Origin of the sequence: Sutcliffiella horikoshii (assembly GCF_002157855.1) — a bacterium.
Taxonomy (GTDB): Bacteria; Bacillota; Bacilli; order Bacillales; family Bacillaceae_I; genus Sutcliffiella_A; species Sutcliffiella_A horikoshii_C.
In genome coordinates, this window is sequence record NZ_CP020880.1 from 4,199,392 (window position 1) to 4,224,750 (window position 25,359).

Consider the following 25,359-nt stretch of genomic DNA (forward strand, 5'->3'; position numbering starts at 1 on the left):
GGAGGGGTTTCGGGCCTTGAGACGCCCCCTCTGTTACCGTTTTTGCCTTTGCGGAGGGGTTACAGGCCCTGAGACACCCTCTCTGTTACCGTTTTTGCTTTTGCATAGCGATTTAGTCGTTGAGATTCAGAAAAGGGGTCTAACCTTAGTGTTCCACGTGAAACGTAAAAAGGTGCAACCCGTTTAAAGGTCACACCTTCATCCATTTTATTGCATATCCTTCTGCCATCTTGCATAGCCGCCTAGCATATTACGGACATCCTTCACCCCTTTTGCCTGCAGCAAACTTATCGCAATCGCTGACCGAACACCAGACCCACATTGAATAATAAGAGGACGATCTTCCGGCACCTCTTCCAACCTATCAAGCAAGGTGCCTAGCATGATGTGTTTTGCACCTTCAATATGTCCACTTTTCCACTCTGAATCATGCCTTACATCAATGACTTGTGCACCTTCCTCAAGCAACTCCTTCGCCTCTTTCGGTGTAATATCATGATAGGACTCAAGATCTGATGTCATGCGAATCGCAAGATCCACATCCATGTAATAGAAGAGATTATCGATCCCTATAGATTGAAGCGTTTTCTGAATTTCCTCAAGCTTATCAGGGTCCGTCAACAAATAAAGTGGCTGTTCATAGTTGATGATCCAACCAGCCCAGCTAGTAAATGCCTGATTAAATGGAATGTTAATGGTTCCTTCTATATGCTCTTTTGAAAAGAGGGCCGCTTCCCGTGTATCAATGACCTGTGCCCCTTCTTTTATTTTCTTCGTTAAAATAGTTATGTCATCCAGTCGCTCTGGCTTTCGTAGCTCTAAGGTGAAGTTTGGCCCAACTTTATTCACTTGCTTCATAATGCCAAAATACTTCGGAGGTTCCGGCTGTCCTTCCAACAGCTCAGATGCAAAGCTCTCCATATCATCGTGCTGAAATGCCCAGTTTACTCTTCTTTCATAGCCAATAGTGGAAGAAGGAATGGCACCCAGTGATTTTCCACAAGCACTTCCCGCCCCATGACCTGGCCAAACTTGAACATAATCCGGGAGACCCTCCAATTTTGATAAAGAGGCATACATGTCTTTTGCCCCCTTATCAGCTGTACCTTTCTTTTGAGCAGATTTTTCTAAAAGATCCGGCCGGCCTACGTCCCCTACAAACACGAAATCACCTGTAAAAATACCCATCGGATGTTCTGTCTTCGCTCCCCCATCTGTTACTAAAAAAGAAAGACTTTCCGGTGTATGACCTGGCGTGTGCAACACCTGAAACAAAATATTCCCAAGTTTTATTTCATCCCCATCTTTCACTAATTGATGAGGTAGCTCACTTATATTTTCATATTTCCAATCCTTATCTCCTTCATCTGAGAGGTACATTTTCGCACCTAAGCGTTTCGCTAATTCCCTTGATCCTGCCACAAAATCAGCATGAATATGGGTTTCCAACGCTCCCACAATACGGAGCCCCTCTTTTGTTGCAGCTTCTATATACGGCAGAATGTCTCTCGCCGGATCAATGATGAATGCTTCTTTGGAAGCCTGACAGCCAACCATGTAAGATGCTTGCGCCAAACCTTCGTCATAAAAAAACTTCAGTAACATTCTTTATCCTCCTTTTTAAGCCGTTTTGCTTTTTATTCCCTTTTCAGGTTCTCCTTAACCAGACTAATTATTTTGTTGAAACTATCTTTATGCCTGTTTCGTATAAAGGGTAGGAGCGTGAGAATAATGTATATGACCATCAAAGAACCAAGCGAAAAAATCGCAAATCAAGCTGTAAAAGTATGGCGGATTTCCAACACGATTGGGCACGGTATCGCCATCATTGTATTAGGCATCCTGCTATATTGTAGCGAGCACTACCAATGGTATGGTTGGATCCAGGTTACTCTGTATATAATCTTTGGCATTATCGTTTTATCAGCTATTTACTCTATTTTTATTGAACCTGTTTTTCTTCAAAAGACTTGGCGTTATGAGATTGATGAAGACTTTGTCCAAATGAAAAACGGTAAGTGGAATGAAAGTCATACATTGGTCCCGATGGAAAAAGTGGAGTTTGTCCGAACCGAGCAGGGTCCGATCATGAGGAAATTTGAACTTTTCAACCTTATAATAGGGACCACTACGACTCAGCACACCATACCTGCTATCCCTGCAGAAAAGGCCAAAAGATTAAAAGCAGAGATTGCACAGCTAGCAAAAGTTAAAGAAAGCGACCTGACAGAAAGGGAGGAAGAATAATGTCTCAGGAAGTCAAAAGGTTTCATCCGGCCTGGATAGCAGTCGAGCTTTTTGCTCTAATGAAAAATTCCATCGCCATCTTCCTCTTTCTTTTTGTGTTAAAAATCAATTCTACTTCTGACTGGATTGTATGGGGACGTTACCTATTCCTGATAGGGATTGCATGGACGTTGATTGTCATCGTTCTGAAATGGTTTCTTTACCGGTATGAGGTGGTTGGGGATTCTTTTGTTCTTAAGGAGGGCGTTTTCGTAAAAGAACAGCGTACCGTTTCCTTTGACAAAATTCAGAACCATCATTCAAAGACAACCTTTATCCATAAATGGTTCGGTTTGACCTCTTTAACCTTGGAAACAGGAACAACAGTAGAAGGTTCCGCTGTGAATTTCCCGGTCTTGACCGTCTCTGAAAAAGAACGAATCCTTTCAAAGTTGTTAGATAAAGACCTTTCAGAAGGAGACGTTGACCAGGAGAAGAAAGAATATGGTGGCGTTAAGAAGGTTCACTCCCGCTCAAGTAAAAAGGATTTATTGAAAGCCTCCTTTACATCGTTGAGTTTTCTGGCCATCTTTCCGTTGCTTACGACCATCTATTTCAACCTTGTCGATTTTTTCAATATCGAAGACACTGCTGAAGGCGCATTTGACTATTTGCTTTTGCATTGGTGGATGTTGATCATTCTTTTTGTCCTGGCCATGGTCATCTCTGTCGGAATCGGCTATTTGCAGACAACCATCAAGTATGGAAATTACGAAATTAGCGATGACTCCGAGCGTATCTATATAAAAAAAGGGGTCGGAAGCACAAGCAGCTTTGCCATTTCCAAAGAGAAAGTTCAAGCCATTGTCGTGGAACAATCACTGGTAAAACGCCTTCTTGGCCTCGCATCCATCAAACTCATCAGTGTAGGTGAAATGAAAACAGAAGAGCAAGAAACAAGCTCCCTCTACCCTTTCATGTCAAAACACGAGGCGTACTTGTTGCTAGAAACACTGTTACCTCAATATCCCATTCAAGAGAAAATGGAACGCTTCCCGATCAAAGTGCTTTGGTACAAGCTCTTGGTGCCATACTATTTTACAATCATTGCAGCGGTCGGTCTTTTCATTTTCAAAAAAGAATGGCTCTGGGCAGCAGGCGTTGTCTTTGCTATCTCACTGGTCACACGTGTACTTGATTACTTTTTCACCAGCTACCTTCGCCAAGGAAACACCGTTCAAATCCGAAAAGGCGGGCTCACAAATGAAACGTTTATCACCCACTACAACCGTATCCAACAAGTATCTGTCGAACATTCCTGGCTGCAACGCCGATTTGGAATTGCCACCTTGTACTTTCAGAACCGTGCAAACCCGCTACATATCAGTGAACTAAATGGAGTGTCAAAAGACGAAGCCGAAGAGTTTTATAACTGGTTTAGAGGGAAAAGGGAGAGGTTGGTTAGGCGGGAGAGGGTTTCTTAAAGTCATTTTGAAAATAAAAAAGCAAGGCTCCCTCTGATGAGTTAAGTTTAGGGTAGCCTTGCTTTTTACTGGTTTGTATTTATGTCCTAAACATATAAACCAGTTATCGGATCAGCATCTTGGAAGACAGCTCTTGATCCTTTTCCACCATCTGTTCTACAGACTGTCTGGTCATTTCTTCGTTATGCAACATAAGGGCTTTATAGTTTTCTGTCAGTTGTTCTAAAGTGCGGTTTATTTCATTCAACTTATTGACGACATCTAATCGGTTGCCGTTTCCTATTGAAGAGGGGAAAGAGGATGTAAGAGCTTCTGAGGAGGCTTTCATTTGTGTTAGGGCCTGCTCTATCTCACTTTTCTTTATTTTAATTTCTGTACTCATATGGAGACCTCCATTGGTTTAATTGTATCGATTGGCAGCTCGTTCTTCTGCAAGCTGCAACTCTAATGAAGCGATGGTCTGTTTTAGTGAGTTGATTTCACGATGAAGTTGTTGAATTTTATTTTCGATACCTGAGAAGATCGTACTAAATTGGCTTTGCTCCATTTCTGAATAATAATGAAGCATTCCATTTGTCCGGATATCTTCAAATCGGTTGGCAAGTGTCCCCTGCCAAGTGAACGAGGAAAGTTCGGGCCGTGTGACAGAAGCTCTAAAACCAGCAAACTCCTGTTGTTTGCCCCTCAGTTGACTTTGACAGTCTTGAAGACGCTGAAGATGCTGCTGCTTTTCCCTGAGCAGCGCATTGTAATATGCGATAGACAAGTTCATCACCTCTTAAAATTTATGGTGAGCCTCTATGTAGAAGGCTGATTTAGCTCCGTTTATTTCTCAATACTTTCTACTATAACATGGAAGAAAAATACCAAAATGATGAAAACTATTTATTTTTGTGTTGGTTCAGATGGGTAATTTATACTATTTTGTGAGATTTGAGTGGAATAAGTCGATTTACACCCTAACGGACGAAAAGAACTACTTATTAAATAGCACATTATTTGGAAAATGAAACCTGGTTTTTGCGTTTTTGGGGAGGGAGTGGGTTCTATTGGACTGAATTATTGATAATTATGGCTGTTCGGGCGTTTATAGGGCTTCTATACGACTGAACTCCATGGTTTGCCGGGACTTCGGGCATATAGAAGCCTTCTATACTACCGAACAACTTGCTTCCCCGAGCCTTCGGGCATATAGAGGCCTCCTATACTACCGAACAACTTGCTTCCTCTAGCCTTCGGACATATAGTGGCCTCCTATACTACCGAACAACTTGCTTCCCCGAGCCTTCGGGCATATAGTGGCCTCCTATACTACCGAACAACTTGCTTCCTCGAGCCTTCGGGCATATAGTGGCCTCCTATACTACCGAACAACTCGGTTCCTCGAGCTTTCGGGCATATGGAGGCCTTCCTATCCTTAAAATGTTAATAACTAACCTCAATACCCCCGCCCAACATCCACCCTATTCCGCAACTCCACTCCGCTCTCCACAGCATCCAACGTCTCCAAGAAACACTCCACTGCTTCTTCAGGCGTTGTGATTGCGGAAATATGCGGGGTAACCGTTACTCCTGGATGGCTCCACAGCGGACTGTCAGCAGGTAGGGGTTCCTCTTCAAATACATCGAGAACGGCGGCTTTAAGCGCCCCACTATCCAATGCGTTCAACAAGGCTCCATGATGCACAGTCCCACCTCTGCCCACATTGATGAACACCGCTTGATTCATACAACCAAAAAACTGCTCATCAAACAATCCCGCCGTCTCCTTCGTCAGCGGCAAGGTATTTATGATAAAGTCCGCAGCCCCTAAACTACTATCATCAACCCCCTCCAAAGACATCACCCTAAAAAAGTGTTCCTTATCCCTACCGCTACGCGACACACCCTCCACTTGCACTCCAAAAAATCCTAGAATCTTAGCCAACTCCTGACCAATCTCTCCTGTGCCAAAAACCACTACTTTCATCTCATCCAAAGTACGGGGGGCTACCATCTTCCATTCCCCTCGCCCCTGCTGCTCACGAAACCTATCGTGATGTTGTGCTTCTTTTAACATGTAACTAAGCGTATACTCCCCAATTTTCCTTCCAAATGAAGTAATCGTTCTTGTTAAAAGAACATCCTCAGGCCAGTCGCCGTTCAACTCCATGTAACGATCGACCCCGGCCCCTAACGAATGTACCCACTTAATTCCACCAAAATGAAAACTGATCGTAGGGTGAAATGCCACAAAAGCATCCGCCCAATCTAAGTCCCCCGATGAAACCTCCCCATCGGGTACAAAACGCACACGCCTGCCGTTCAACATCTCTTCAGCATTCAGTAACCCCTCTAACTCGTCAACCAACCTACCTGTAAAAAGGATATTAGTAATTTTCATAAGTCGCACACGCTCCACTAATTCATTTTTGCTTTATTTTATCATGATAGAGTCAAAGTGTAGTAGCACACATAAACGCAAGAATGCGTGATTATAACAGAAAACCACCTAAATATTGGGTTAATATTTGATAAATCTCTGCAACATCTGTAAAATAAGAGATGTTAAATTAATATTTAGGGGGAGTTCGATGAAAAAGAATAGTTTTCTAGTCTTATCTATGGTCTTAGTACTATCTTTATTTCTAGCTGCATGTGGCGGGGATAATGGATCTAGTGGTGAAGGTAGTTCTGAAGATCCGAAGTTAATGAGCATGCTGACAGGTGGAACGAGTGGTACATACTATCCGCTTGGTGGCGCAATGGCTAAAGTAATTACTGATGAAACTGATATTCAAACGGACGCTGTTTCTTCCAATGCTTCGGCTGATAATGTAGTAGCATTAGCTGAGGGTGAAGCAGAAATCGCTTTCGTACAAACAGACGTTATGGCTAATGCTGTAGAAGGTACGAACGCATTTGAAGGGAAAGCGGTTGACAATGTATTGGCACTTGGATCTTTGTATCCAGAAACCATTCAAATTGTAACACTTGCTGATTCTGGGATTTCTAGTGTAGAAGATTTAAAAGGGAAAAAGGTTTCTGTAGGTGCTCCTGGTTCAGGTACTTACATTAATGCAGAGCAAATCCTTGAAATTCATGGCATGACAATGGATGATATTGATGCGCAAAACCTAGACTTTGGTGAGTCAACTGGTGGAATCCAAGATGGTAATATCGATGCGGCTTTCATTACTTCTGGTACTCCAACAGGTGCGGTTGACGGTTTATCCGCTACTAACCCTGTAAGTATCGTTCCAATTGCACAAGATAAAGTAGAAGAGTTAGTGGAAGCATATCCTTATTATGCTGCTGATACCATTCCAGCTGGAACTTACGGCATGGAAAATGAAGTAAACACAGTAGCTGTTCTTGCGATGTTAGCAGTATCTAAAGATCTTTCTGAAGATCTAGTTTACAAAATCACAAAAGCAATCTATGAAAATACAGATGCAATTTCCCACGCTAAGGGTGAATTCATCACAATTGAAACAGCAACGGACGGAATCGGTATCGACTTCCACCCTGGTGCTGAAAAGTACTTTAAAGAAGAAGGTCTATTAGATTAATTTAAAATAACAGGACCAGATTGGCCGACACTTAATTTCCATTATGCTGTCGGTCCTTCTTTTTTATTTATGAGCTGCTAATAGCTATTTTTTAGGTGGGTTACCATGAAAAAGAAAGTAATTGCCATTATTTTATCCTCTACAACCGTATTACTCTTATTGGGCCTTTTTTTGGTCCCATTTCGAACCGCGCTAGTTTTCCATGTACAAAACACCGAACAAATACAAGCATTCCTTCCCATTGATGAAGAGGACACATTTCAAATCATCTTTACACACTCCATCCATTTAACAGATGTAGTGGAAAAGTATAGGGTGCGAGATGATCGCCACATCGTACAAACAGAAATTATTTACGAAGAATTCGGGATAGGCATGCCATCGAATGCGGAAGAGGGAGAAGAATTTGTATATGAAGATGGAAAATATCATATAAGAGATTTAAATAACGTATTCTCCTCCATGAATGTCCGAAACGGCAAGACCGTTTCTAAGAATCGCCTTGCCTGGGGCGAGAATGGAGAAAAGATGGTATGGTTTAACGAATACTTTACTCCAGGAGACTGGTATAATGTAAGAGTAGAAGAGTTGACATTATGGCAGTATATGAAAGGAATGAAAATACATGAGTGATAAAAACGACCGACAGGAATTAACGGCTGAAGAACAAGAAAAGCTGCTAGAGAAGTACGATCCGGATGCACAAACAAGAAACCTTACCGGTTACGCAGCAAAAGTTGTCTTCTTTATGTTGATTGCCTTTTCTCTTTTTCAACTATACACAGGAATATTTGGTCAGCTTACCGCATACTTGCAACGTACGGTTCACTTAGGTTTTGCTTTGACTTTGATATTCTTGCTATTTCCAGCCAGAAAAGGCGGAAACAAAACAAAAATTGCTTGGTATGATTATATTTTAGTAGGGTTGACCGTTGTAGTATGCGGATATTGGCCAGTTTACTACGACACGTTAGTTCAACAAATAGGAAGCATCACTTCCGCACAAGCTGTTATTGGTGGCTTGGCCATCCTCCTAGTTATTGAAGCAACAAGACGTGCCATCGGCCTGCCGATTACCATTATCGCCGTCGTGTTTATGGTTTACGCGCTTTTCGGCCCTTATATGCCAGGAATGCTGATTCATAGAGGACTTAGTCTCGAACAATTGATTCAATCTATGTTCTTTACAACAGATGGGATCCTTGGTACACCGTTACAGGTATCATCTACCTATATTTTCTTATTCTTATTATTTGGTTCATTCTTGGTTCAAACTGGGGTTGGGAACTATTTCAATGATTTGGCAATTTCTATTGCCGGCAGACGAACAGGTGGACCTGCAAAGGTTGCAATTTTCTCCAGTGCTTTACAAGGTACGATTTCCGGTAGTTCCGTTGCTAACACGGTTACGACTGGATCTTATACGATTCCGTTGATGAAACGATTAGGGTATCACCGTAACTTCGCTGGTGCAGTAGAAGCAGCAGCATCCACTGGCGGACAAATCATGCCGCCAATAATGGGAGCGGCCGCCTTCTTAATGATCGAATTTGCAGGTGTTCCTTATTGGGAAATTGCTAAAGCCGCAACAATCCCTGCTATTCTATATTTCTCTGGAATTTGGATTATGACCCACTTAGAAGCAAAAAAACAAGGGTTACTCGGTTTGCCGAAGGAAGAAATACCAAAGAAAAAGGAAGTACTGAAAAAGATACATCTTTTACTGCCTATCATCGTCATTGTTGTCCTATTGTTCCAAGGTTTCAGTATTGAGAGAACGGCATTATTAGGTATTTTGAGTACGATCATTGTAAGTTTATTTAGAAAAGATACCAGAATTACTCCAGCTAAATTCATCCTTGCTCTAACAAGCGGAGCACGCACTGCGCTTGGTGTTGCAGCTGCAACAGCTTGTGCGGGTATTATTGTGGGAGTGGTAACAAAAACTGGTCTTGGACTTAAACTTGGAAACAGTCTTGTAAGTATGGCTGCTTCCATTACATCCACGCCAACATTATTATTATTACTGACTCTATTCTTCACGATGATCGCATCCATCATCTTGGGAATGGGTTCACCGACAACTGCGAACTATATCATTACGTCTACGATTGCACTTCCTGCAATTTTAGCGCTTAATGACCAATTAGAAGTTGCTATCCCGGTTCTTGCAGCGCACATGTTTGTGTTCTACTTCGGAATCGTGGCAGATATCACCCCACCGGTTGCATTAGCCGCGTTTGCTGCTACAGGGATATCTAAAGGGGAGCCGATCCGTACAGGGATCAATGCATCAAAACTTGCAATTGCTGCATTCATCATTCCATATATGTTTGTGTTCCAGCCGCAGTTATTGATGATTGATACCACTATACCTGAAGTGGCCTGGATTCTTGTAACATCCATCATAGGGATGATTTCTATCGGAGCAGGACTTATCGGATTCTGGTACAGAAAACTTCACTGGATTGAACGTATCCTTACGGTTTTAACAGGTTTATTGTTAATCTACCCTGAAGCCAATACAGATATCTTCGGATTCATCGCTTTTGGTATTATGCTTGCGCTACAGATTTTCTGGAAGCGCGGGAGTACTGGAAAAGGTATAAAGAATACCGTTGGGGAAGCGAACTAATACTTCATAAAAAAATGCCTGCCTCCGTTTGTTATTGGGGGCAGGTTTTTTAGTACAAGAATTTCACTTTCACCTATTTTGGCTTCACGATTAAAGTACCCTTAATATCTTCGTTCATATATCCATGATGTGGTTTACATCCGTAAGTATATGTGCCAGGTTCAGGATCAATAACAATTAAGCCAGAGCGCCCCTGTTCCATATGCACACTTTCGCTTAACTCTGGAAACTGAAGAATGTGGCATTTATTTTCCGATTGATTTTTTATGTGGAATACTAACGGTTCCCCAGCCTGCACTTCTATCTTTTCCGGTTCGACTGAGTCTGGTTTCATCACAATGATCGGCAACTTTTCCATAGCTGTCGCGTTTAATCCTGTTACCCAATGTTGTTGGAGATAAAGACTTATCAAAAGACCCATGATGGTAGCCCCGTAAATGGCGCTTCTTACTTTTGGAAACCACCCAGGAGGTTGTTGAACTGAACGAAGATTGGCGACTAATCCGGCAGTCGAAAAAAATAAAATGCCAAGAACCAAAAGGGCAGTCAGGGTACTGATACCAAAGAAAGGATTGCTTGCTTCCAGCATAGCATTGTACTCTGGGTCGATATGCCTGAACATAGAGATAAAATAAGAGGGAACGGTTAGTATGCTGAATAAAAGGCCGTAAAGCATGCCAAGGATCGGTGTCCACTTCCATTTTATAAAGAAAAGCAATAAAGCCACAATCAGTGCCATTACGCCGTTCATGATATGTATGACGGGAAAATGGCGTAATAAAAATAATCCTGTAAGAATGATGGTACCAATTTGTAGAAACAAGAGTGTCGCTGCAAATCTGGTATAGCTGTTTATCAACTGAACTCCCCCTTTTTTCGCTATGAAAATCCCAGGACTACTACTTACTACCTATACTATGTTTTTCAATCTCCCTCATAACTTCATTTTTTGCCCATTATAAAAAGCATCAGGGCTTGGATTGCCCTAATGCTTCACAAAGTTAAGAAACTATTATCATGTCACTTTTCCGAGAACGCTGAAAAACTTGGCTCTTTTTTGATACAATTTTTGTGCTTCTTCCACAGACACTTCCCTGAATCGGATGGAAGTGCCTGGCTGAGCCTGCGCTAAAAGCGGAATATCATAAGAAATGACCGTGGCAATCCTTGTATATCCTCCAGTTGTCTGGCGATCTGCCATTAAAAGAATCGGACTTCCATCTGCAGGTACTTGAATTCCCCCTAAAGGAATTGCTTCTGAAATGATATCGGCAGAAGTTTTATGTTCGATTTTTGGTCCTTTCAATCTGTACCCCATGCGATCGGATTGTGGCGTAACTTCATAGGTAGAGGACAAAAACATTTCTACAGAGGATTCGTGAAAAACATCAAGATGCGGCCCAAGGCATACGCGGATTTCCATCTCTTTTTTAAATGATGGGACATTGTCAGGATGGATGGAACGACCTGGTGTTGCCTCAAGCGTAGGTTCTCCGTACAAAACATCATCTTTTTCCAACGCCCTGCCTTGGAACCCGCCGATTTGTGCCTTTAAGTATGTCGACTTACTTCCCATCAAGACTGGTACATCTAAGCCACCTGCCACACAAATATAGGCACGGGCTCCTTCCACTGGCCTCCCAAACTCTATAAGCTCCCCTTTTTTCACCTTGAAGCTTTTCCACATAGGTGCTTGTTTTCCATTAACTTTCGGGGATAGACTGCCCCCACAAATGGCGACCACCACATCCTCTAGTACCTTTAATTCCGGACCCATTATGGTGACTTCGAGAGCGGCTTCTCCCTTATCGTTTCCAACCAAAAGGTTCCCAATCTGAAGAGAGTAATCATCCATGGCACCGGCAACTACCATCCCGAACTCTTGATAGCCTGTCCGGCCCAAATCCTGGATAGTCGTAAGTAGGCCAGGTTTCATTACTTGAAAAAGCGGACTACTCATGGTTGATCCACCGCCTCAAAAGCTTGAATTGCCACTTTATTTTCCTCAAGTTTTTCTCTTAGTTTTCGCACAAATTCCAACGCTTCCCCCTCATCGCCGTGCACACAGATGGTATCTGCCTGGATGAAAATATCTTCTCCATTAACCGTCTGGACTTTCCCATCTGTCACCATCCTCAATACACGCTCGACAGCAAGGTCTGCATCATGAATCATCGCATTCGCATGGGACCTTGGAGTAAGTGTTCCGTCCGGTTGATAAGTCCTGTCAGCAAAAACTTCCTGCGCCACTTTTAACCCAACTTTTCCCCCTGCCCGTACAAGTTCACTTTCCGCCAAACCGAATAAAATCAATTTAGGATCGACCGCGTGAACTGCTTCTGCTATTGCTGTTGCCACCATCTCATCTTTGGATGCGAGGTTATATAAAGCGCCGTGCGGTTTTACATGGTGTACATGTGTACCAGCTACTCTAGCAGCCGCTTGGATTGCCCCAATTTGATAGACTACCAGGTTAAAGATTTCCTGTTTGCTCATATGCATATCACGGCGGCCGAATCCGGCAAGGTCAGGGAAACCGGGGTGAGCTCCAATGGAGACGCCAAGTTCCGCAGCTTTCTGGACCGTTTTCATCAAAACGTTGTAATCCCCAGCATGAAAACCACAGGCGATATTAGCTGAAGAGATATACTGAAGTACTTCCTCGTCATTTCCGATTGTATAGGCACCAAAGCTTTCCCCTAAATCACTGTTTAAATCAACGGTCTTCATCGTGTGCTCCCCCTTTTGCATAACTTTTCACCTTGTATTCTCCACGTGCGACGGTTTGTTCTATCTTATCATATTCTTTCTGGTCAACAGGAACAAAGCGTATATAAGAACCGGCAGATAAAAGGATCGGCTCCCCATTATCTGGATCATAAAGCTTTACGGGCGTTCTGCCGATAATCTGCCATCCGCCTGGAGTTTCTAATGGATACACCCCTGTTTGTTCTCCTGCTATCCCAACAGAACCTGCCTCAATTTTTGCACGTGGGTTCTCACGCCTTGGCGTAGCGATTTCTTTTGGCATCCCGCCTAAATAAGGAAAACCGGGGACAAAACCCATCATGTAAATAAGATATGGCTTGGCAGAGTGGATAGAGATAACCTCATCATCGGTGCAACCATTATGGCTTGCCACTTCAGACAGGTCAGGACCAAGCTCTCCTCCGTACAGAACTGGGATTTCGTAAACGGTAGAGTTGGATGATAGGTCTTCTTTTTGCAATCTCTTCTGTATGTCCTCGAGCTTTTTGCACAAATCCTTATAGATAATTTTATCTGGTTGATAGAATATAGTGAGCGTTGTATAAGCCGGCACCCACTCGATAACACCATCGAGCTTTAGCTTCTTAAGTTGGTCTGCGAAAAGTCTGATCTCTTGATTTGTTCCTTCTGATATGTCGGACCCAAATAGAACCTTTATACCGGTATCCCCTAGTGGGTGAAATTCAATTTTCAACTTGGTTTCCCCCTCAAGTCTTTTTTAGGAAAATAGCTTCGGCACCTGATTAATTAACGTAACCCCTGCTAAGTAAGCTGTTGCAATAAACACAATCCCACCAAAAATCGTCAACCATAGAGGATGTTTGTAATCTCCGACGATCTCTTTTTTATATGCCGCAATTAATAGCGTTCCAAGTGCCACAGGTAAAATAAGTCCGTTAAACGCACCAGCCAAGATCAACAACAGAACCGGCTCGCCGATAAAAGCAAAAATAATCGTAGACACAACTATGAATCCAATGATGACTTTTGAGTTATTCTGATCAATCTTTTTAGACAATGTTCTTAAAAAAGAAACGGATGTATATGCGGCCCCGACAACAGATGTAATTCCCGCAGCCCAAAGCACTAGCCCGAACATTTTATACCCAACCATTCCGGCCGCTTCCATAAAGACGGACGCCGGCGGATTGTTTGGATCTAGCTTGAATCCCGTTGCAACCACTCCGAGCACAGCAAGGAACAAGAAAATTCGCATAATGGATGCGATGACAATACCAGATACCGAACTCTTCGTTACCTGGTGCAAATTTTCCTTCCCGCTAATTCCTGCATCCAAGAGTCTATGTCCACCAGCGAATGTAATATAGCCTCCAACCGTTCCCCCAACAAGGGTAATGATTGCGAACACATCAATCGTCTCCGGCGCAAATGTGCGGAAAACAGCCTCTCCAACAGGCGGATTACTTTGAAATGCCACATAAAGCGTGAGCAACACCATCATCAATCCCAAATAACGAGCAATCTTGTCCATTGCCACTCCTGCTTCTTTCGATAGGAAAATGCCTATGGCGATGGCAGCCGTGATGAGGGCACCGATTCGCACATCGATTCCGAAAATCACGTTCATTCCAAGGCCCGCTCCGCCAATGTTACCAACGTTAAAGGCCAGACCGCCCAAAGCGACCGCAAAAGCGAGGAAATACCCAAGCCCAGGCAAGACCATGTTTGCTATATCCTGCCCTCTTTTTTTAGATACGGCAATGATTCGCCACACATTTACCTGTACCCCGATGTCTAAGATAATCGACATTAAAATGACAAAGCCGAAACTAGCTAAAAGTTGTTCGGTAAAAACAGCCGTCTGCGTCAAAAATCCTGGTCCGATGGCAGATGATCCCATCAGGAATGCCGCTCCAAGCAGGACACTCCAATTACTCTTCGTCGGTTTTTGTAAGTCTGTGTACGTGTTCTTCTGTTTTGACGACAATGGAAAAACCTCCTTTTATAAAATTCTAACTATTATTTTGATATACTAACACTACCATAAAACCGATAAGGATAAAAATTCACACACGAAAAAACCACCTTTTGGGTAGGTGGTTTAGTTTCTAGGTTATTTTTTTTCCATAAAAAAGAGGGAAAGCGCTCCAAGTCCAACATGTGTACCAACAGATACTCCCATCTGCATGATGTGGATGGTACCTGTGAAGTCTGTTTCGTTTTCTATCTTTATTTTTAAGTTTTCGGCAACTTTGATATCGGACGTATACCCAATGATGATAAAGTCCGTCACCGCTTCGTCATTACGTTTTATAAACTCTTCTACATAATGCTTGAGAACACGCTTTAAGCCTCTCTCTTTTGCGACGATGGCCCCTTTGCCGTTTTTCATCGTCATGATCGGCTTTAGCATTAATAGCTTTCCAAGAAATGCACTCGCATTCGTCAGCCTTCCGCTTTTGATCAAATGATCTAGGTCATCTACGGAGAGGAAATGTTTCACATTGGTTTTATGACTTTCATTAAAATCTACTAACTCCTGAAATGATGAGCCGCTCTCTCGCATCATCGCACTTTTTAGCACAAGCCAGCCGCTACCATGACTCATACACTTCGAATCTACCACATGGATCTTTACAGGTGATTCCGGATTTTCCTCAAAGAAATACCCTTTCGCCAATTCAGCTGACTGGTGGGATCCACTTGTCCCGCTGGACATGCATATACACAGGATTTCTTTATAACCGCTTTCAACAGCCTCGTTCATAATCGCCAAATACTCCACTGGACTCGGCATTCCGGTCGTCGGAAACTCCGAAAGCGCCTCCATCATTCCGTAAAATTCATTCGGCTCTATGTCCACTCGATCCTTATATGTTTTTCCATCAATATTTATGCTTAAGGGTGCCAGACTAATGTCATACATCTCCAACACTTCATTTGATAAATCACAAGTTGAATCTGCCATTAATTTAATCATTCAGTTCCTCCAATAAAACATACTGCATTCATCATAACTGAAAGGGCTTTATTAGACTATCTAATTTAGGTAAAAGGGGGGAGGGTAAAATAAGGAAACGGGACCGTTGCTAATTTATTGAAAATTGTGTGATTAATGCTTTGGAACTGTTATAGTTAAGTAGACTCTGAGAAAAGGATGTGGGATATGCTAGTAAAATCGCGTACTGTGTCTGTGGAGATGCAAATGTATCAATCTTTGAACGCACGAACGACGCTTCTGGAGAAGGAAAAGCAATACCTGTGGAATTTGGAAAAAGGCTATGAAGGGGAGTGCATGTTTGATGTTTTGACCGAAAAGGTGGATGGCTGTAATCACCTGATTTTAAATGACCTTTTGCTGAAGCATAATAATACTACTTTCCAAATTGACTCGCTTATTATTACCCCTCGGAATGCTTATCTTTTTGAAGTGAAGAACTTTGAAGGAGATTACATCTATGATACTCGAACCGATCAACTACATGTAAAAGCAAACTCCAAAGATTATGAAGTCACCAACCCCTTGAACCAACTGAATCGATGCAACTCCCTGCTCCGGTTGTTTTTTCAAAGCTATGGATTCAACTTACCCATTATCGCTTCTGTGGTATTCATCAACTCCGAATTCACCCTGTATCAATCACCTCCTGATAAACCATTTATACACCCAACCCAAATAAACAGATACCTTAAAGGCTTGCAAAATAATTCTTCCTCTAAGTTGACTAACATGCACACTGCGCTTGCCGAGAAACTAACCTCACTGCATATGGTGGATTCTCCATTTAAGACTTTTCCGGAGTATTCCTATGATCAAGTTGAGAAAGGGTTGGTGTGTGCTAGCTGCTCCTCCTTGTCTGTTGTTGTTGAGGGGCGTTCGGCGCGGTGTGTGAGGTGTCTTAGGATGGAGACGCTGGAGGAGGTTGTGCTGCGGCATGTGGGGGAGTTTAGGATGTTGTTTCCGGAAAGGAAGATAACTACTAGTGGTATTTTTGATTGGTGTGGGATGGGGGTTACTGAGAAGGTGATAAGGCGTATATTGGATAAGCATTTTTCTATACAAGGTAGCCGCCGTTGGAGTTATTACGTATGATATTGAGTTAACTTAGATGGGGCATGTAAAGCCGTTCTATTTGATCGTTCTACTTGTTTGGGTGGCGCTTCGGGCGTATAGAACCCTTCTATTTGACCGTTCTGCTTGTTTGGGCGGAGCTTCGGGCGTATAGAACCCTTCTATTTGACCGTTCTGCTTGTTTGGGTGGGGCTTCGGGCGTATAGAACCCTTCTATTTGACCGTTCTGCTTGTTTGGGCGGAGCTTCGGGCGTATAGAGCCCTTCTATTTGACCGTTCTGCTTGTTTGGGTGGAGCTTCGGGCGTATAGAACCCTTCTATTTGACCGTTCTGCTTGTTTGGGCAGGGCTTCGGGCGTATAGAGCCCTTCTATTTGACCGTTCTGCTTGTTTGGGCGGAGCTTCGGGCGTATAGAACCCTTCTATTTGACCGTTCTGCTTGTTTGGGTGGAACTTCGGGCGTATAGGGGGGGCAGTATTTATATCAGTCAACATTTTGTCACTGAGAAGGCTCCAATTAGGTAGCCATTTCCCCTTTTCTGATAACCCTATTGCCCCCCTCTATTACCTAAAGCCCACCATCACCTACACCCGCCCACCGACCCTCCCCGCTCTAAAATCCTCAAACGCCTCCACGATTTCCTCCTCGGTGTTCATCACAAAAGGGCCTCTCGCGACAATCGGCTCCCCAATTGGTTTCCCTGTATAAATAAGCACCCTGGACCGCTCCTGAGCCGCCGCCGTTATCTCAAGCAATTCAACCGCACCGTCATCCGCGAACTCATCGTAAGACAACAGTCCCGCCTCGGTTTTCCCTAATGCCACGCCTCCCTCGCCACCAAAAGTCATCTCGCCTTGCAGCATATAAATATGACCGTTATGGTTCGCAGGCAATTCCAAGGAGTATCGCTCACCTGCTCGCAAGTAAATCTCAAACATATTGATGGGAACCAATGAGTTCATCGGACCTGTCACGCCCTCTGCGCTTCCTGAGTAGACCCGTAAAGAGCCACCAGCCAAGTCTACCAAAGGAGCATCTTCCAAAAATACATTCTGATAAGAGGACTCCGTTTGTTTCAAGCTCTTCGGCAAATTGAGCCAGAGTTGCAGCGTATGAATGACATCCTCATCGACCGCTTCCTCTGCATGGCGGGCGCCGCTTCCGGCATTCATGTACTGAACGTCGCCAGCGTGCAACACAGAGTGACCGCCCTGATTATCAGTATGTTCGAGCCTTCCGTCCACTACATAAGTAATAGTTTGAAACCCACGGTGAGGGTGGTCGGAGAAGGTTCCCCGTTTAAACCAATCGTCCGCCATTAAAATAAATGGGTCGTATTCGCGCATTCGGTCGGGAGGCAATATCCAACCCTGTTGAACATGCGGGTAGCCGGGATTTTTATATTGCACTTTCCAATGGTCTCTGATCAGCTTTTTACCTGTTTTCATAAAAGAACATCCTCTCATAAGTTAGTACCTTTAGCATACAGAAGTTGGAATCTCTAACTCAAGTTTTCCGCTCTGAAAAATGCCGGATTGCTATCAAAAGGAACCTCCTACAAAACAAAAAACCCTCAATCCCCAAAAGGATCAAAGGTTTTTCTATTTATTCTTATTTTAATGAAAGGAAAGCGCCTTTTGCCCCTTCCCTTCACTAAGAAAGAGGGTTTCCTCTGTGGAGGCGAAAAGCTCATCAAACAGCGCCGGGTTCTCTACTAAAGATATGCCGTAGCTCGGGATCATTTCTTGAATTTTCTCTTTCCATTCAAACATTTGCTCTGGGAAGCATTTTTCAAATACTTCGAGCATGACGTGGACGGCTGTGGAAGCTCCTGGAGATGCACCCAGCAATGCGGCGATGGAGCCGTCGGATGCACTAACCACTTCTGTACCAAATTGAAGCGTCCCTTTGCCGCCAGCTTCCGTATCTTTGATGACTTGAACTCGTTGACCTGCAACAACAATTTCCCAATCTTCGCTTTTCGCGTTCGGGATAAATTCGCGCAACTCATCTATGCGATTTTCATTGGATAACAACACCTGTTGAATCAAATACTTGGTCAGGGCCATTTCCTTGAATCCAGCAGAAAGCATGGTCATGACGTTGTATGGCTTTACGGAGCCGATCAAGTCCAGGTTGGAGCCGGTTTTCAAGAACTTTGGCGAGAACCCTGCAAATGGTCCAAACAGCAAGGTCTTTTTGTTATTAATATATCTAGTATCAAGATGCGGCACAGACATTGGCGGCGCGCCAACTTTTGCCTTTCCGTATACTTTTGCGTGATGCTTTTCCACGACCTCGGGATTGTTGCATACTAAGAACAGTCCGCTAACCGGGAAACCGCCGATATTCTTCGACTCCGGGATACCGGTTTTCTGCAGTAATGGCAGACTCCCGCCTCCACCGCCGATGAATACGAACTTGGCATGGTGGTACTCGACTTGACCAGTTTTGGCGTTGCGGATCTTCAGTTCCCAAGAACCGTCGCTTGCACGTTTAAGATTTTCCACGCTATGTTCATAATGAACTTCCACGTTGTTTTTCTCCAAATGGTCAAATAACATGCGCGTCAACGCACCGAAATTCACATCTGTTCCAGAGTCGATCTTCGTTGCTGCAATCGGCTCCTTTGACGTGCGGCCTTCCATCATAAGAGGCATCCATTCCTTGAGCTTCTTAGGGTCTTCGGAGTATTCCATTCCTTTAAACAGCGGGTTTGCTGATAGCGCTTCCATACGTTTTTTCAAAAACGTGACATTTTCTTTGCCCTCTACAAAGCTGATATGTGGAATTGGCATGATAAAGTCTTGTGGATTGCTAATTAGGTTTTGTTTAACTAAATAGGACCAGTATTGGCGTGAAAGCTGGAATTGCTCGTTCACTTTTACTGCCTTGCTGATGTCCATGGTTCCATCGGCTTTTAATGACGTATAGTTAAGCTCGCATAAGGCTGCATGTCCCGTCCCGGCATTGTTCCACTCGTTCGAGCTTTCTTCCCCTGCACTAGCTAGCTTTTCGAACACTTTAATTTCCCAATCCGGTTGAACTTCCTTTAATAACGAACCCAAAGTCGCGCTCATGACACCGGCACCAATTAAGATAACGTCTGTTTTATTCTGCATGTTGCTCATCATTACACATCCCCTAAATTTATAAAAAAAGAGCAGGCGCTATTGCTTCTAGCATCCTAAAGGCATAACGCTACCTAGAAACATACTTTGTCCATCCTAATCCCTATCATATCATAATTCAGGTTAACTTTTCACCAGATTACACCCTATTATCTGATTATTTTAAACTATTTGGAGCAAAAGAGAAAACGGTACTGTCTGACTCCACAACAAGTCTCCAGTACCGCTACCGCTATTAATCTCTTTCTCTTGCGTTTTGCGTGTCTCTAATATTCTTCTGAATGGTGATGGCTGCAAATAAGCTGAGCACAAATGACATGCCGTAAAATCCTTTTTCACTTAAAATAATACTTCCGGCATTATAAAGGCCGATTGCCATTAACGAAATGGAAACAACAAGGGCAAACCAGCTGAGTCCGTAGTAGATGCCGGATACAGGAATGTCTTCTTCCCGATCTCGCACCGCTTTTTGCAAGGACACGGCTGCATACAGGCCGAATACCAATACAGCAAAATAATACCCTTTCTCATTCAACTCCATTGCCGCATTAAACAGTCCGATCAAATAAGCGGAAACCCCTACCACAAGGGCCGCCCAACTTGCCCCTTTAAAAGCGGCGGTTGGTTCCCCTTCTTTTCTTTCCACTTTGATCTTCGGTTTATCATTGCTTTTTAATAACGGATTTTCGTTCATGTCTGCCATCCGACTCTCCCCTTTGCTTACACATCATATAAAGTTTATTATAGCAATTTTTTACAGAAATGGAGTAGTACATTAAAAATTTTCCTAAGTTTCTTTCACAATCTTCCCTATATAAAAAACATAGCATTGACGGTCTTCATCGATTTCCGTTGAGTCAACATGGCACTCACCAATCCCAGGGAGGTGAACGATATCCTTTAACAAAAATTTGATAGCTTCCCAGTGACTTTCTAATGTTTGAGTATGAAGGACTGGCATATCTTGAAGGTATTTGTATTCACGAAATTCCATGTGAATACCAGCAGGGTACGATTTTTCCTTGTAGAAGTTCCTTGCCACCTCATCTTTTTCTACCGTAATTGTTTCAGAATTGTTATCTAAGGAGCCCTCATTGCATATTAATTTATATTGTATTCCTTCTTTTATGAAAAAAGTACAAAGCTGCCTTGCATAGATTTCATCTTCGCTGATTTTTCCTTTTTTGTATTCGAATATTGGCTCATAACTTCCTCTGTCGTGTAAGTAATAGATCAGTTCCATTTGGGTACACCTACATCCTCTCGATTTTAGTAAAAATTTATCTCCTCATTATTTCCTGTTTTTGTTACTATTAGTTTAGTTCATTATGTAAGAAAGGAGTAGTACCTATGACAAAAACGAACAAAGTTTTAACAAGTGTGTCTGCCACCGTATTCGCTTTGGGCATGACTGGTTGCGGTTCCGGTTACGAAGAATCCAGTTCGCTTCCGCCAGAGCCGTTCGATGATCGCTGTAATGAGTATGAATGGGATAATGAAGAAGGCGTTTATCAATGCGATGATGATTCATCAAGTTATTACCGCCACTATTATCACGGAGGAAGCTTTTTTGGAAATAAATCTTCCTTAAAAAAAGATTCATCCTATAAAAACTATCGAAACAGCTCCACTTTTCAGTCCAACACAACGCCGAGTAAAGGATTTGGCAGTGGTTCTTCCTACAGTGGAGGATGAGTTAGATGAAAGAGCAAGTGTATCAAACAGAGCGTCAAGCATATTACGCCAAGTTCCCAACATTCTGGAGCAATCTTTATGATCAAGAATATGCACTCTATTCTGTATACGAAATCGAGCCGGAAGAGGCAGAGGATATTCGGAATGTGGCCAATAGGGTGGGACGTATTTTCTCGAAAATGGCGAAGCTACTGCGGGGTCTGGAGAAAGAAACTCTTCTTGAACTTGGGTACCCAATAGAGACCATTCCTTATCTATCATGTAAAGAGATTGTGGCGGAGTCCATTATATCCCGGGTGGACCTTGTTAAAACAAATGATACATATAAAGTATTGGAGATTAATAGTGACACGCCCACCTTTATTAAAGAGTTATTTCAAATGAATGGGGAAGTGTGTAAAGAGTTTGGTAGGGTTGACCCAAATGGCCATGAAGAGGAACGTCTAGGGAGAGCTGTGAAAAATGCCATCTTTGAGAGCTATCAGGCTTTGGAGAAAAAGGAGTTCCCGCATATTGTTTTTACTTCTCATGATGAAAATTTTGAGGATAAACAAACGGTATTATATTTAAAAGATATTTGTAGACTCCCATCCCAATATGTTCCCCTCCACAAGCTGAAAATTATAGAAGGGGAAGCTTTGTTGGATGAAGAAGGAAGAAAGATTGATGTACTGTATCGCCAGACATTCCCGATAGAGTCGCTCATTTTAGATAAAGATGCCGAGACTGGCGCGAGTGTAGGCCTTCAGTTATTGGAATTGGTCCGCTTAAAGAAGCTGGCCATCGTCAACCCATTAAGTGCATTTCTTTTACAATCAAAGGCAGTGCAAGCGATTATTTGGGGGCTTCATGAACAAAGAAGCGAGTTTTTTACAAAAGAGGAACATAAGTGGATTGGGGAGTATTTCCTCGCAACCTACTTAGAGCCCACACCTTTCCTGTCAGCAGGAAAAAAATATGTAGAAAAGCCGACTTTTGGCAGAGAAGGCGATTCTGTCAAAATATATGCACCTTCTGGGGAAAAGGTAGAGGAAGATCCAAACAACAGTTATGTTGACTATGTTCAGGTCTACCAAGAGTATGTTGATTTGCCAAAAATTTCGTTTCAAACAGAAATTGGATGGAAAGATGGCCATATGATGATTGGTGCTTTTCTGGTAAATGAACAAGCAAGTGCATTTGGGTACCGTTTAGGAAAACAAATTATTGATAACCTATCTTATTTTATGCCTGTAGGGTTTAAACAAATTAAGGAGTGATTAAAATGGGAAGCTATTTAGCGGCTTTTGGTTTATATGCAGGAACAGCCTTTGTTTTGTTATTTGTTGGTTTATTTTTATTTGATCTAACTTCGAGAAATGAGAAGATCAAGCTTGTTGCACAAGGAAATACAACGGCAGCGCTTGTGATGGGGGGAAAACTGCTCGGTTTGGCATTTGTCATCGGGTCGGCCATCGCCCATTCGGTTTCTTTTTGGGATATGGTGATCTGGGGAGTTATTGGGATTGTGGCGCAAATCGTCTTTTACATACTTGCTGAAGTGGTCACAATCAATTACAGCATTAAAGATGCCATTAATGAAGATCGTGTGTCTGTAGGAATCTTATTGATGATGTTCTCCCTGTCCATTGGGTGGATTATTGCAAGTTCCTTAACTTACTAATTAAAGAAAGCTCAAAGCATTGTGTGAAATGCTTTGAGCTTTTTCTATTTACCCCGCTTTAAACTTTGATTCATAGGTATTCTTATCACAGATAATATAGAGCTTCGCACCGCTTGGAATTTTCTCATCTAATCTTCTATTAATATTTAAATCTTTTCCGTTTGATAAAAGAGTTGCCCCTTTATCAAGAATCTCGAGAAATGCTTGCTTGTATGTAATCCAAGAAGGGTCCGCAGCAATTTCATATATATTATCGCCATGCATTCTACTGGTTAACTGACTAAAAAGATGCGTGGATCCATTATACAAAGTTGCCTTAGCCATCAAACGAGATGCGGTTTCGCCAGAGATGACGAACTCATCTACATTGGCGTGGGAGAAATTCGGAATGCTTTTTTCTTTTCGGAGCTCAACAATTGTATAGATGTTTTTGTTATGTAACTTTGAAAGTCGTTCTACAGAAGATGCCACAAGCAAGGTTTTCCCATCAGAAAGTGAGGCATCTTCGATCAAGTCGTCTGAAAAAATGGTCACTGATTTTGCTTCCAGAACGTTTGCCTTTAACAATATCGCGTCTTCACTCGCATCTCCTTGGACGTAATCAATCTCTAAATCACAAGGGTTTGTTTTTTTAGAATCTATTAACACAATTTGCGCGTTCTGGTTTTCCTCCAGAATTTCGGACATCGCTCTTTCTGTCTTCTCTGTCCAGCCAACAAATATAAAATGATTGGTCTTTTTACTAGTCAACTTACCATGCTCCTTCCATTTGCTATACAGTGATAATAGATTAACAACTTTTCCAATCAATACACCAATAAGGCCAATGCCAAAGATGAATAAAAACATGGCGAAAATCTTACCCGCAACTGTTTCCGGAGAGACATCCCCGTAACCCACTGTGGTAACAGTCGTCATCGTCCACCATAGTCCTTCAAAAACAGTCGGAAACGTTGCCGGTTCTAATAGATGCATGACCAGGGAACTTCCCCCAATAACAATGATGGAGATTAACACAAGCGCGAAATTATTTGTCTTTATGACGTTCTTAAATACTCTCTGTAGTATCCACACATTGAATCACCCCTTAATTACCCAACCTCTGCCAACACAATCTGGTTTCTCCCGCCATTTTTTGCTGTATAAAGCAGTTTATCTACTTTTTCCACTAAGAGGTCAGGGCGTTCCCCGTTTTGCTTGCCGGAACCAAAGCTCATCGTGATAGAGAATGTTTCGCCTTTATCATAGAATACGTAGCTTGCTACTGCTTGTTTGATCTCATCAAGAATTTCTTTTACTTCCCATTCATTTTTATAATAGAGAATAAGCGCAAATTCCTCTCCTCCATAGCGGAAAGCCTTTCCTTGCTTGTTAGATAGAACAGAGGTTAGGATTTCCCCAATCTGCCGGAGGACTTTGTCTCCCGTAACATGTCCATATTGGTCATTAATCAATTTAAATTTATCAATGTCAGTCAGGGCAAGATAAAACTCTTTTTCCTTTTCTAGGTCGTTTCGCAGACATTCTTGGAAAGAACGGTGATTTGCTAGATTCGTAAGGTAATCCCGGTTTGCCGCTTCCACCAACAAGCTATTTTCCCAATGGTGTTTTCGTTCTCTAGAAACAATGATTCCCCCCAAACCACCAATGAGGAATAAAAAGAACACAGCACTAAAATAGTCAATCATGCTATGTAAAGACGTTGCGTCTTGTGCCTGGACGAAGAAAATAATGGAGTATACCAAAATAAAGCAACCGGCTGCAATCATACCTCCGAGAAAACGCCAGTAAACTGCCACATGTAAAATAATTAAATAAGCTAACGGAAAAAGCGGACTTTCCAAGCCTCCAGTTAACGGGATCAAGGCTGAAAAAGCCACAAAATCAAAAAACGGGCCACCCTTTGTCATCATGTCGTACATCTTTGACCCTTCAGGTGTTTTATGTAAATAGTAATCTGATATGCCCATATATAGAAAACCAAAAATCACTAACAATACAAATAACGTAATCTTCCATTCCACAGGGTTTCCCACGTTTTGAACGGCAAAAACCACGATCGATAAAACAAGAAAAAACCAACGCAAAGAAGAAAAAATAATCTCCAGTGCATGATGCGACTGGTAAGCATTCTTTAAAAAAGCATTCATAACGTCCACATCCTGTAAAAAA

At 42.6% G+C, this 25,359-nt stretch carries 25 protein-coding genes; 9 read left to right on the top strand and 16 right to left on the bottom strand.

Features of this window, described 5'->3' with window-relative positions; translation table 11 throughout:
• Window positions 1–207: 207 nt before the first annotated feature.
• The gene (locus tag B4U37_RS21225) at window positions 208–1,605 is read right to left on the bottom strand and encodes an MBL fold metallo-hydrolase (RefSeq protein ID WP_088019964.1); all 1,398 of its coding nucleotides are present in this window, start codon (window positions 1,603–1,605) and stop codon (window positions 208–210) included.
• Between the two features lie 126 nt (window positions 1,606–1,731).
• Here B4U37_RS21225 and B4U37_RS21230 point away from each other — a divergent pair, with 126 nt between their 5' ends.
• Together B4U37_RS21230 and B4U37_RS21235 are read left to right on the top strand one after the other, a co-directional pair.
• Window positions 1,732–2,247, top strand: a complete 516-nt coding sequence (locus tag B4U37_RS21230; protein ID WP_088019966.1) for a PH domain-containing protein — start codon at window positions 1,732–1,734, stop codon at window positions 2,245–2,247.
• Window positions 2,247–3,710, top strand: coding sequence for a PH domain-containing protein (locus tag B4U37_RS21235; protein ID WP_088019968.1), 1,464 nt, complete (start codon window positions 2,247–2,249; stop codon window positions 3,708–3,710). Before B4U37_RS21230 ends, B4U37_RS21235 begins: the two co-directional genes overlap by 1 nt.
• Before the next feature lie 103 nt (window positions 3,711–3,813).
• On the opposite strand, the gene B4U37_RS21240 is transcribed toward B4U37_RS21235, so the two are convergent.
• From B4U37_RS21240 to B4U37_RS21250, 3 genes are all read right to left on the bottom strand, one after another.
• The gene (locus B4U37_RS21240; RefSeq protein WP_088019970.1) at window positions 3,814–4,092 is read right to left on the bottom strand and encodes a YwqI/YxiC family protein; all 279 of its coding nucleotides are present in this window, start codon (window positions 4,090–4,092) and stop codon (window positions 3,814–3,816) included.
• Between the two features lie 18 nt (window positions 4,093–4,110).
• Entirely contained in the window at window positions 4,111–4,476 is a 366-nt protein-coding gene (locus B4U37_RS21245; protein ID WP_088019972.1) for a YwqH-like family protein, read from the bottom strand.
• A gap of 672 nt (window positions 4,477–5,148) precedes the next feature.
• Window positions 5,149–6,093 carry a D-2-hydroxyacid dehydrogenase gene (locus B4U37_RS21250; RefSeq protein ID WP_088019974.1) on the bottom strand — a complete coding sequence of 315 codons (945 nt, stop codon included), beginning with the start codon at window positions 6,091–6,093 and terminating at the stop codon, window positions 5,149–5,151.
• Window positions 6,094–6,283: 190 nt separating this feature from the next.
• Between B4U37_RS21250 and B4U37_RS21255 the strand changes: the two genes are divergently transcribed.
• From B4U37_RS21255 to B4U37_RS21265, 3 genes are all read left to right on the top strand, one after another.
• Window positions 6,284–7,261 (top strand): TAXI family TRAP transporter solute-binding subunit, encoded by a 978-nt coding sequence (locus tag B4U37_RS21255; protein ID WP_088019977.1) that lies wholly within the window; start codon window positions 6,284–6,286, stop codon window positions 7,259–7,261.
• Window positions 7,262–7,366: 105 nt separating this feature from the next.
• Window positions 7,367–7,894 (top strand): DUF1850 domain-containing protein, encoded by a 528-nt coding sequence (locus B4U37_RS21260; protein WP_010197765.1) that lies wholly within the window; start codon window positions 7,367–7,369, stop codon window positions 7,892–7,894.
• A complete protein-coding gene (locus tag B4U37_RS21265) occupies window positions 7,887–9,896 on the top strand; it encodes a TRAP transporter permease (protein ID WP_088019978.1) in 2,010 nt (669 codons plus the stop codon). The genes B4U37_RS21260 and B4U37_RS21265 overlap by 8 nt, the downstream gene beginning before the upstream one ends.
• A gap of 73 nt (window positions 9,897–9,969) precedes the next feature.
• Here the strand turns inward: B4U37_RS21265 and B4U37_RS21270 are convergent, their stop codons facing one another.
• The 6 genes from B4U37_RS21270 to B4U37_RS21295 form a co-directional block, all read right to left on the bottom strand.
• Window positions 9,970–10,755 (bottom strand): cupredoxin domain-containing protein, encoded by a 786-nt coding sequence (locus B4U37_RS21270; RefSeq protein WP_088019980.1) that lies wholly within the window; start codon window positions 10,753–10,755, stop codon window positions 9,970–9,972.
• A 156-nt stretch (window positions 10,756–10,911) separates the two neighbouring features.
• A complete protein-coding gene (locus B4U37_RS21275) occupies window positions 10,912–11,856 on the bottom strand; it encodes a 5-oxoprolinase subunit C family protein (RefSeq protein WP_088019982.1) in 945 nt (314 codons plus the stop codon).
• Window positions 11,853–12,626: a LamB/YcsF family protein gene (locus tag B4U37_RS21280; protein ID WP_088019984.1), complete on the bottom strand. Its 774-nt coding sequence runs from the start codon at window positions 12,624–12,626 to the stop codon at window positions 11,853–11,855. The genes B4U37_RS21275 and B4U37_RS21280 overlap by 4 nt, the downstream gene beginning before the upstream one ends.
• Complete coding sequence (pxpB, locus tag B4U37_RS21285; protein ID WP_088019986.1) at window positions 12,613–13,359, bottom strand: 5-oxoprolinase subunit PxpB; 747 nt, start codon at window positions 13,357–13,359, stop codon at window positions 12,613–12,615. The genes B4U37_RS21280 and pxpB overlap by 14 nt, the downstream gene beginning before the upstream one ends.
• A gap of 24 nt (window positions 13,360–13,383) precedes the next feature.
• Entirely contained in the window at window positions 13,384–14,526 is a 1,143-nt protein-coding gene (locus tag B4U37_RS21290) for an NRAMP family divalent metal transporter (protein ID WP_244951513.1), read from the bottom strand.
• A 213-nt stretch (window positions 14,527–14,739) separates the two neighbouring features.
• Window positions 14,740–15,606, bottom strand: coding sequence for a DegV family protein (locus B4U37_RS21295; protein WP_088019989.1), 867 nt, complete (start codon window positions 15,604–15,606; stop codon window positions 14,740–14,742).
• Between the two features lie 186 nt (window positions 15,607–15,792).
• On the opposite strand from B4U37_RS21295, the gene B4U37_RS21300 reads away from it, so the two are divergent.
• On the top strand, window positions 15,793–16,719 hold the full coding sequence (locus B4U37_RS21300; protein ID WP_088019990.1) for a nuclease-related domain-containing protein: 927 nt from the start codon (window positions 15,793–15,795) through the stop codon (window positions 16,717–16,719).
• 563 nt (window positions 16,720–17,282) lie between these two features.
• On the opposite strand, the gene B4U37_RS21305 is transcribed toward B4U37_RS21300, so the two are convergent.
• The 4 genes from B4U37_RS21305 to B4U37_RS21320 form a co-directional block, all read right to left on the bottom strand.
• Entirely contained in the window at window positions 17,283–18,146 is an 864-nt protein-coding gene (locus tag B4U37_RS21305; RefSeq protein ID WP_088019991.1) for a pirin family protein, read from the bottom strand.
• 168 nt (window positions 18,147–18,314) lie between these two features.
• Window positions 18,315–19,829, bottom strand: a complete 1,515-nt coding sequence (gene mqo / locus B4U37_RS21310; protein ID WP_088020393.1) for a malate dehydrogenase (quinone) — start codon at window positions 19,827–19,829, stop codon at window positions 18,315–18,317.
• A gap of 235 nt (window positions 19,830–20,064) precedes the next feature.
• Window positions 20,065–20,532: an inner membrane protein YiaA gene (gene yiaA / locus B4U37_RS21315; protein WP_088019992.1), complete on the bottom strand. Its 468-nt coding sequence runs from the start codon at window positions 20,530–20,532 to the stop codon at window positions 20,065–20,067.
• An 84-nt stretch (window positions 20,533–20,616) separates the two neighbouring features.
• On the bottom strand, window positions 20,617–21,072 hold the full coding sequence (locus B4U37_RS21320) for an RNA helicase (RefSeq protein ID WP_088019993.1): 456 nt from the start codon (window positions 21,070–21,072) through the stop codon (window positions 20,617–20,619).
• Between the two features lie 107 nt (window positions 21,073–21,179).
• Here B4U37_RS21320 and B4U37_RS21325 point away from each other — a divergent pair, with 107 nt between their 5' ends.
• Genes B4U37_RS21325 through B4U37_RS21335 form a run of 3 tightly spaced genes read left to right on the top strand, consistent with a single transcriptional unit; the run spans window position 21,180 to window position 23,187 of the window.
• Window positions 21,180–21,524 carry an aminotransferase yhxA gene (locus B4U37_RS21325; protein WP_245840022.1) on the top strand — a complete coding sequence of 115 codons (345 nt, stop codon included), beginning with the start codon at window positions 21,180–21,182 and terminating at the stop codon, window positions 21,522–21,524.
• 5 nt (window positions 21,525–21,529) lie between these two features.
• The gene (locus B4U37_RS21330) at window positions 21,530–22,783 is read left to right on the top strand and encodes a glutathionylspermidine synthase family protein (RefSeq protein WP_088019994.1); all 1,254 of its coding nucleotides are present in this window, start codon (window positions 21,530–21,532) and stop codon (window positions 22,781–22,783) included.
• A 5-nt stretch (window positions 22,784–22,788) separates the two neighbouring features.
• The gene (locus tag B4U37_RS21335) at window positions 22,789–23,187 is read left to right on the top strand and encodes a DUF350 domain-containing protein (protein WP_088019995.1); all 399 of its coding nucleotides are present in this window, start codon (window positions 22,789–22,791) and stop codon (window positions 23,185–23,187) included.
• 48 nt (window positions 23,188–23,235) lie between these two features.
• On the opposite strand, the gene B4U37_RS21340 is transcribed toward B4U37_RS21335, so the two are convergent.
• Together B4U37_RS21340 and B4U37_RS21345 are read right to left on the bottom strand one after the other, a co-directional pair.
• Window positions 23,236–24,261 (bottom strand): ion channel, encoded by a 1,026-nt coding sequence (locus B4U37_RS21340; RefSeq protein WP_088019997.1) that lies wholly within the window; start codon window positions 24,259–24,261, stop codon window positions 23,236–23,238.
• Window positions 24,262–24,278: 17 nt separating this feature from the next.
• Entirely contained in the window at window positions 24,279–25,337 is a 1,059-nt protein-coding gene (locus B4U37_RS21345) for a GGDEF domain-containing protein (protein WP_088019999.1), read from the bottom strand.
• Window positions 25,338–25,359: the final 22 nt, after the last annotated feature.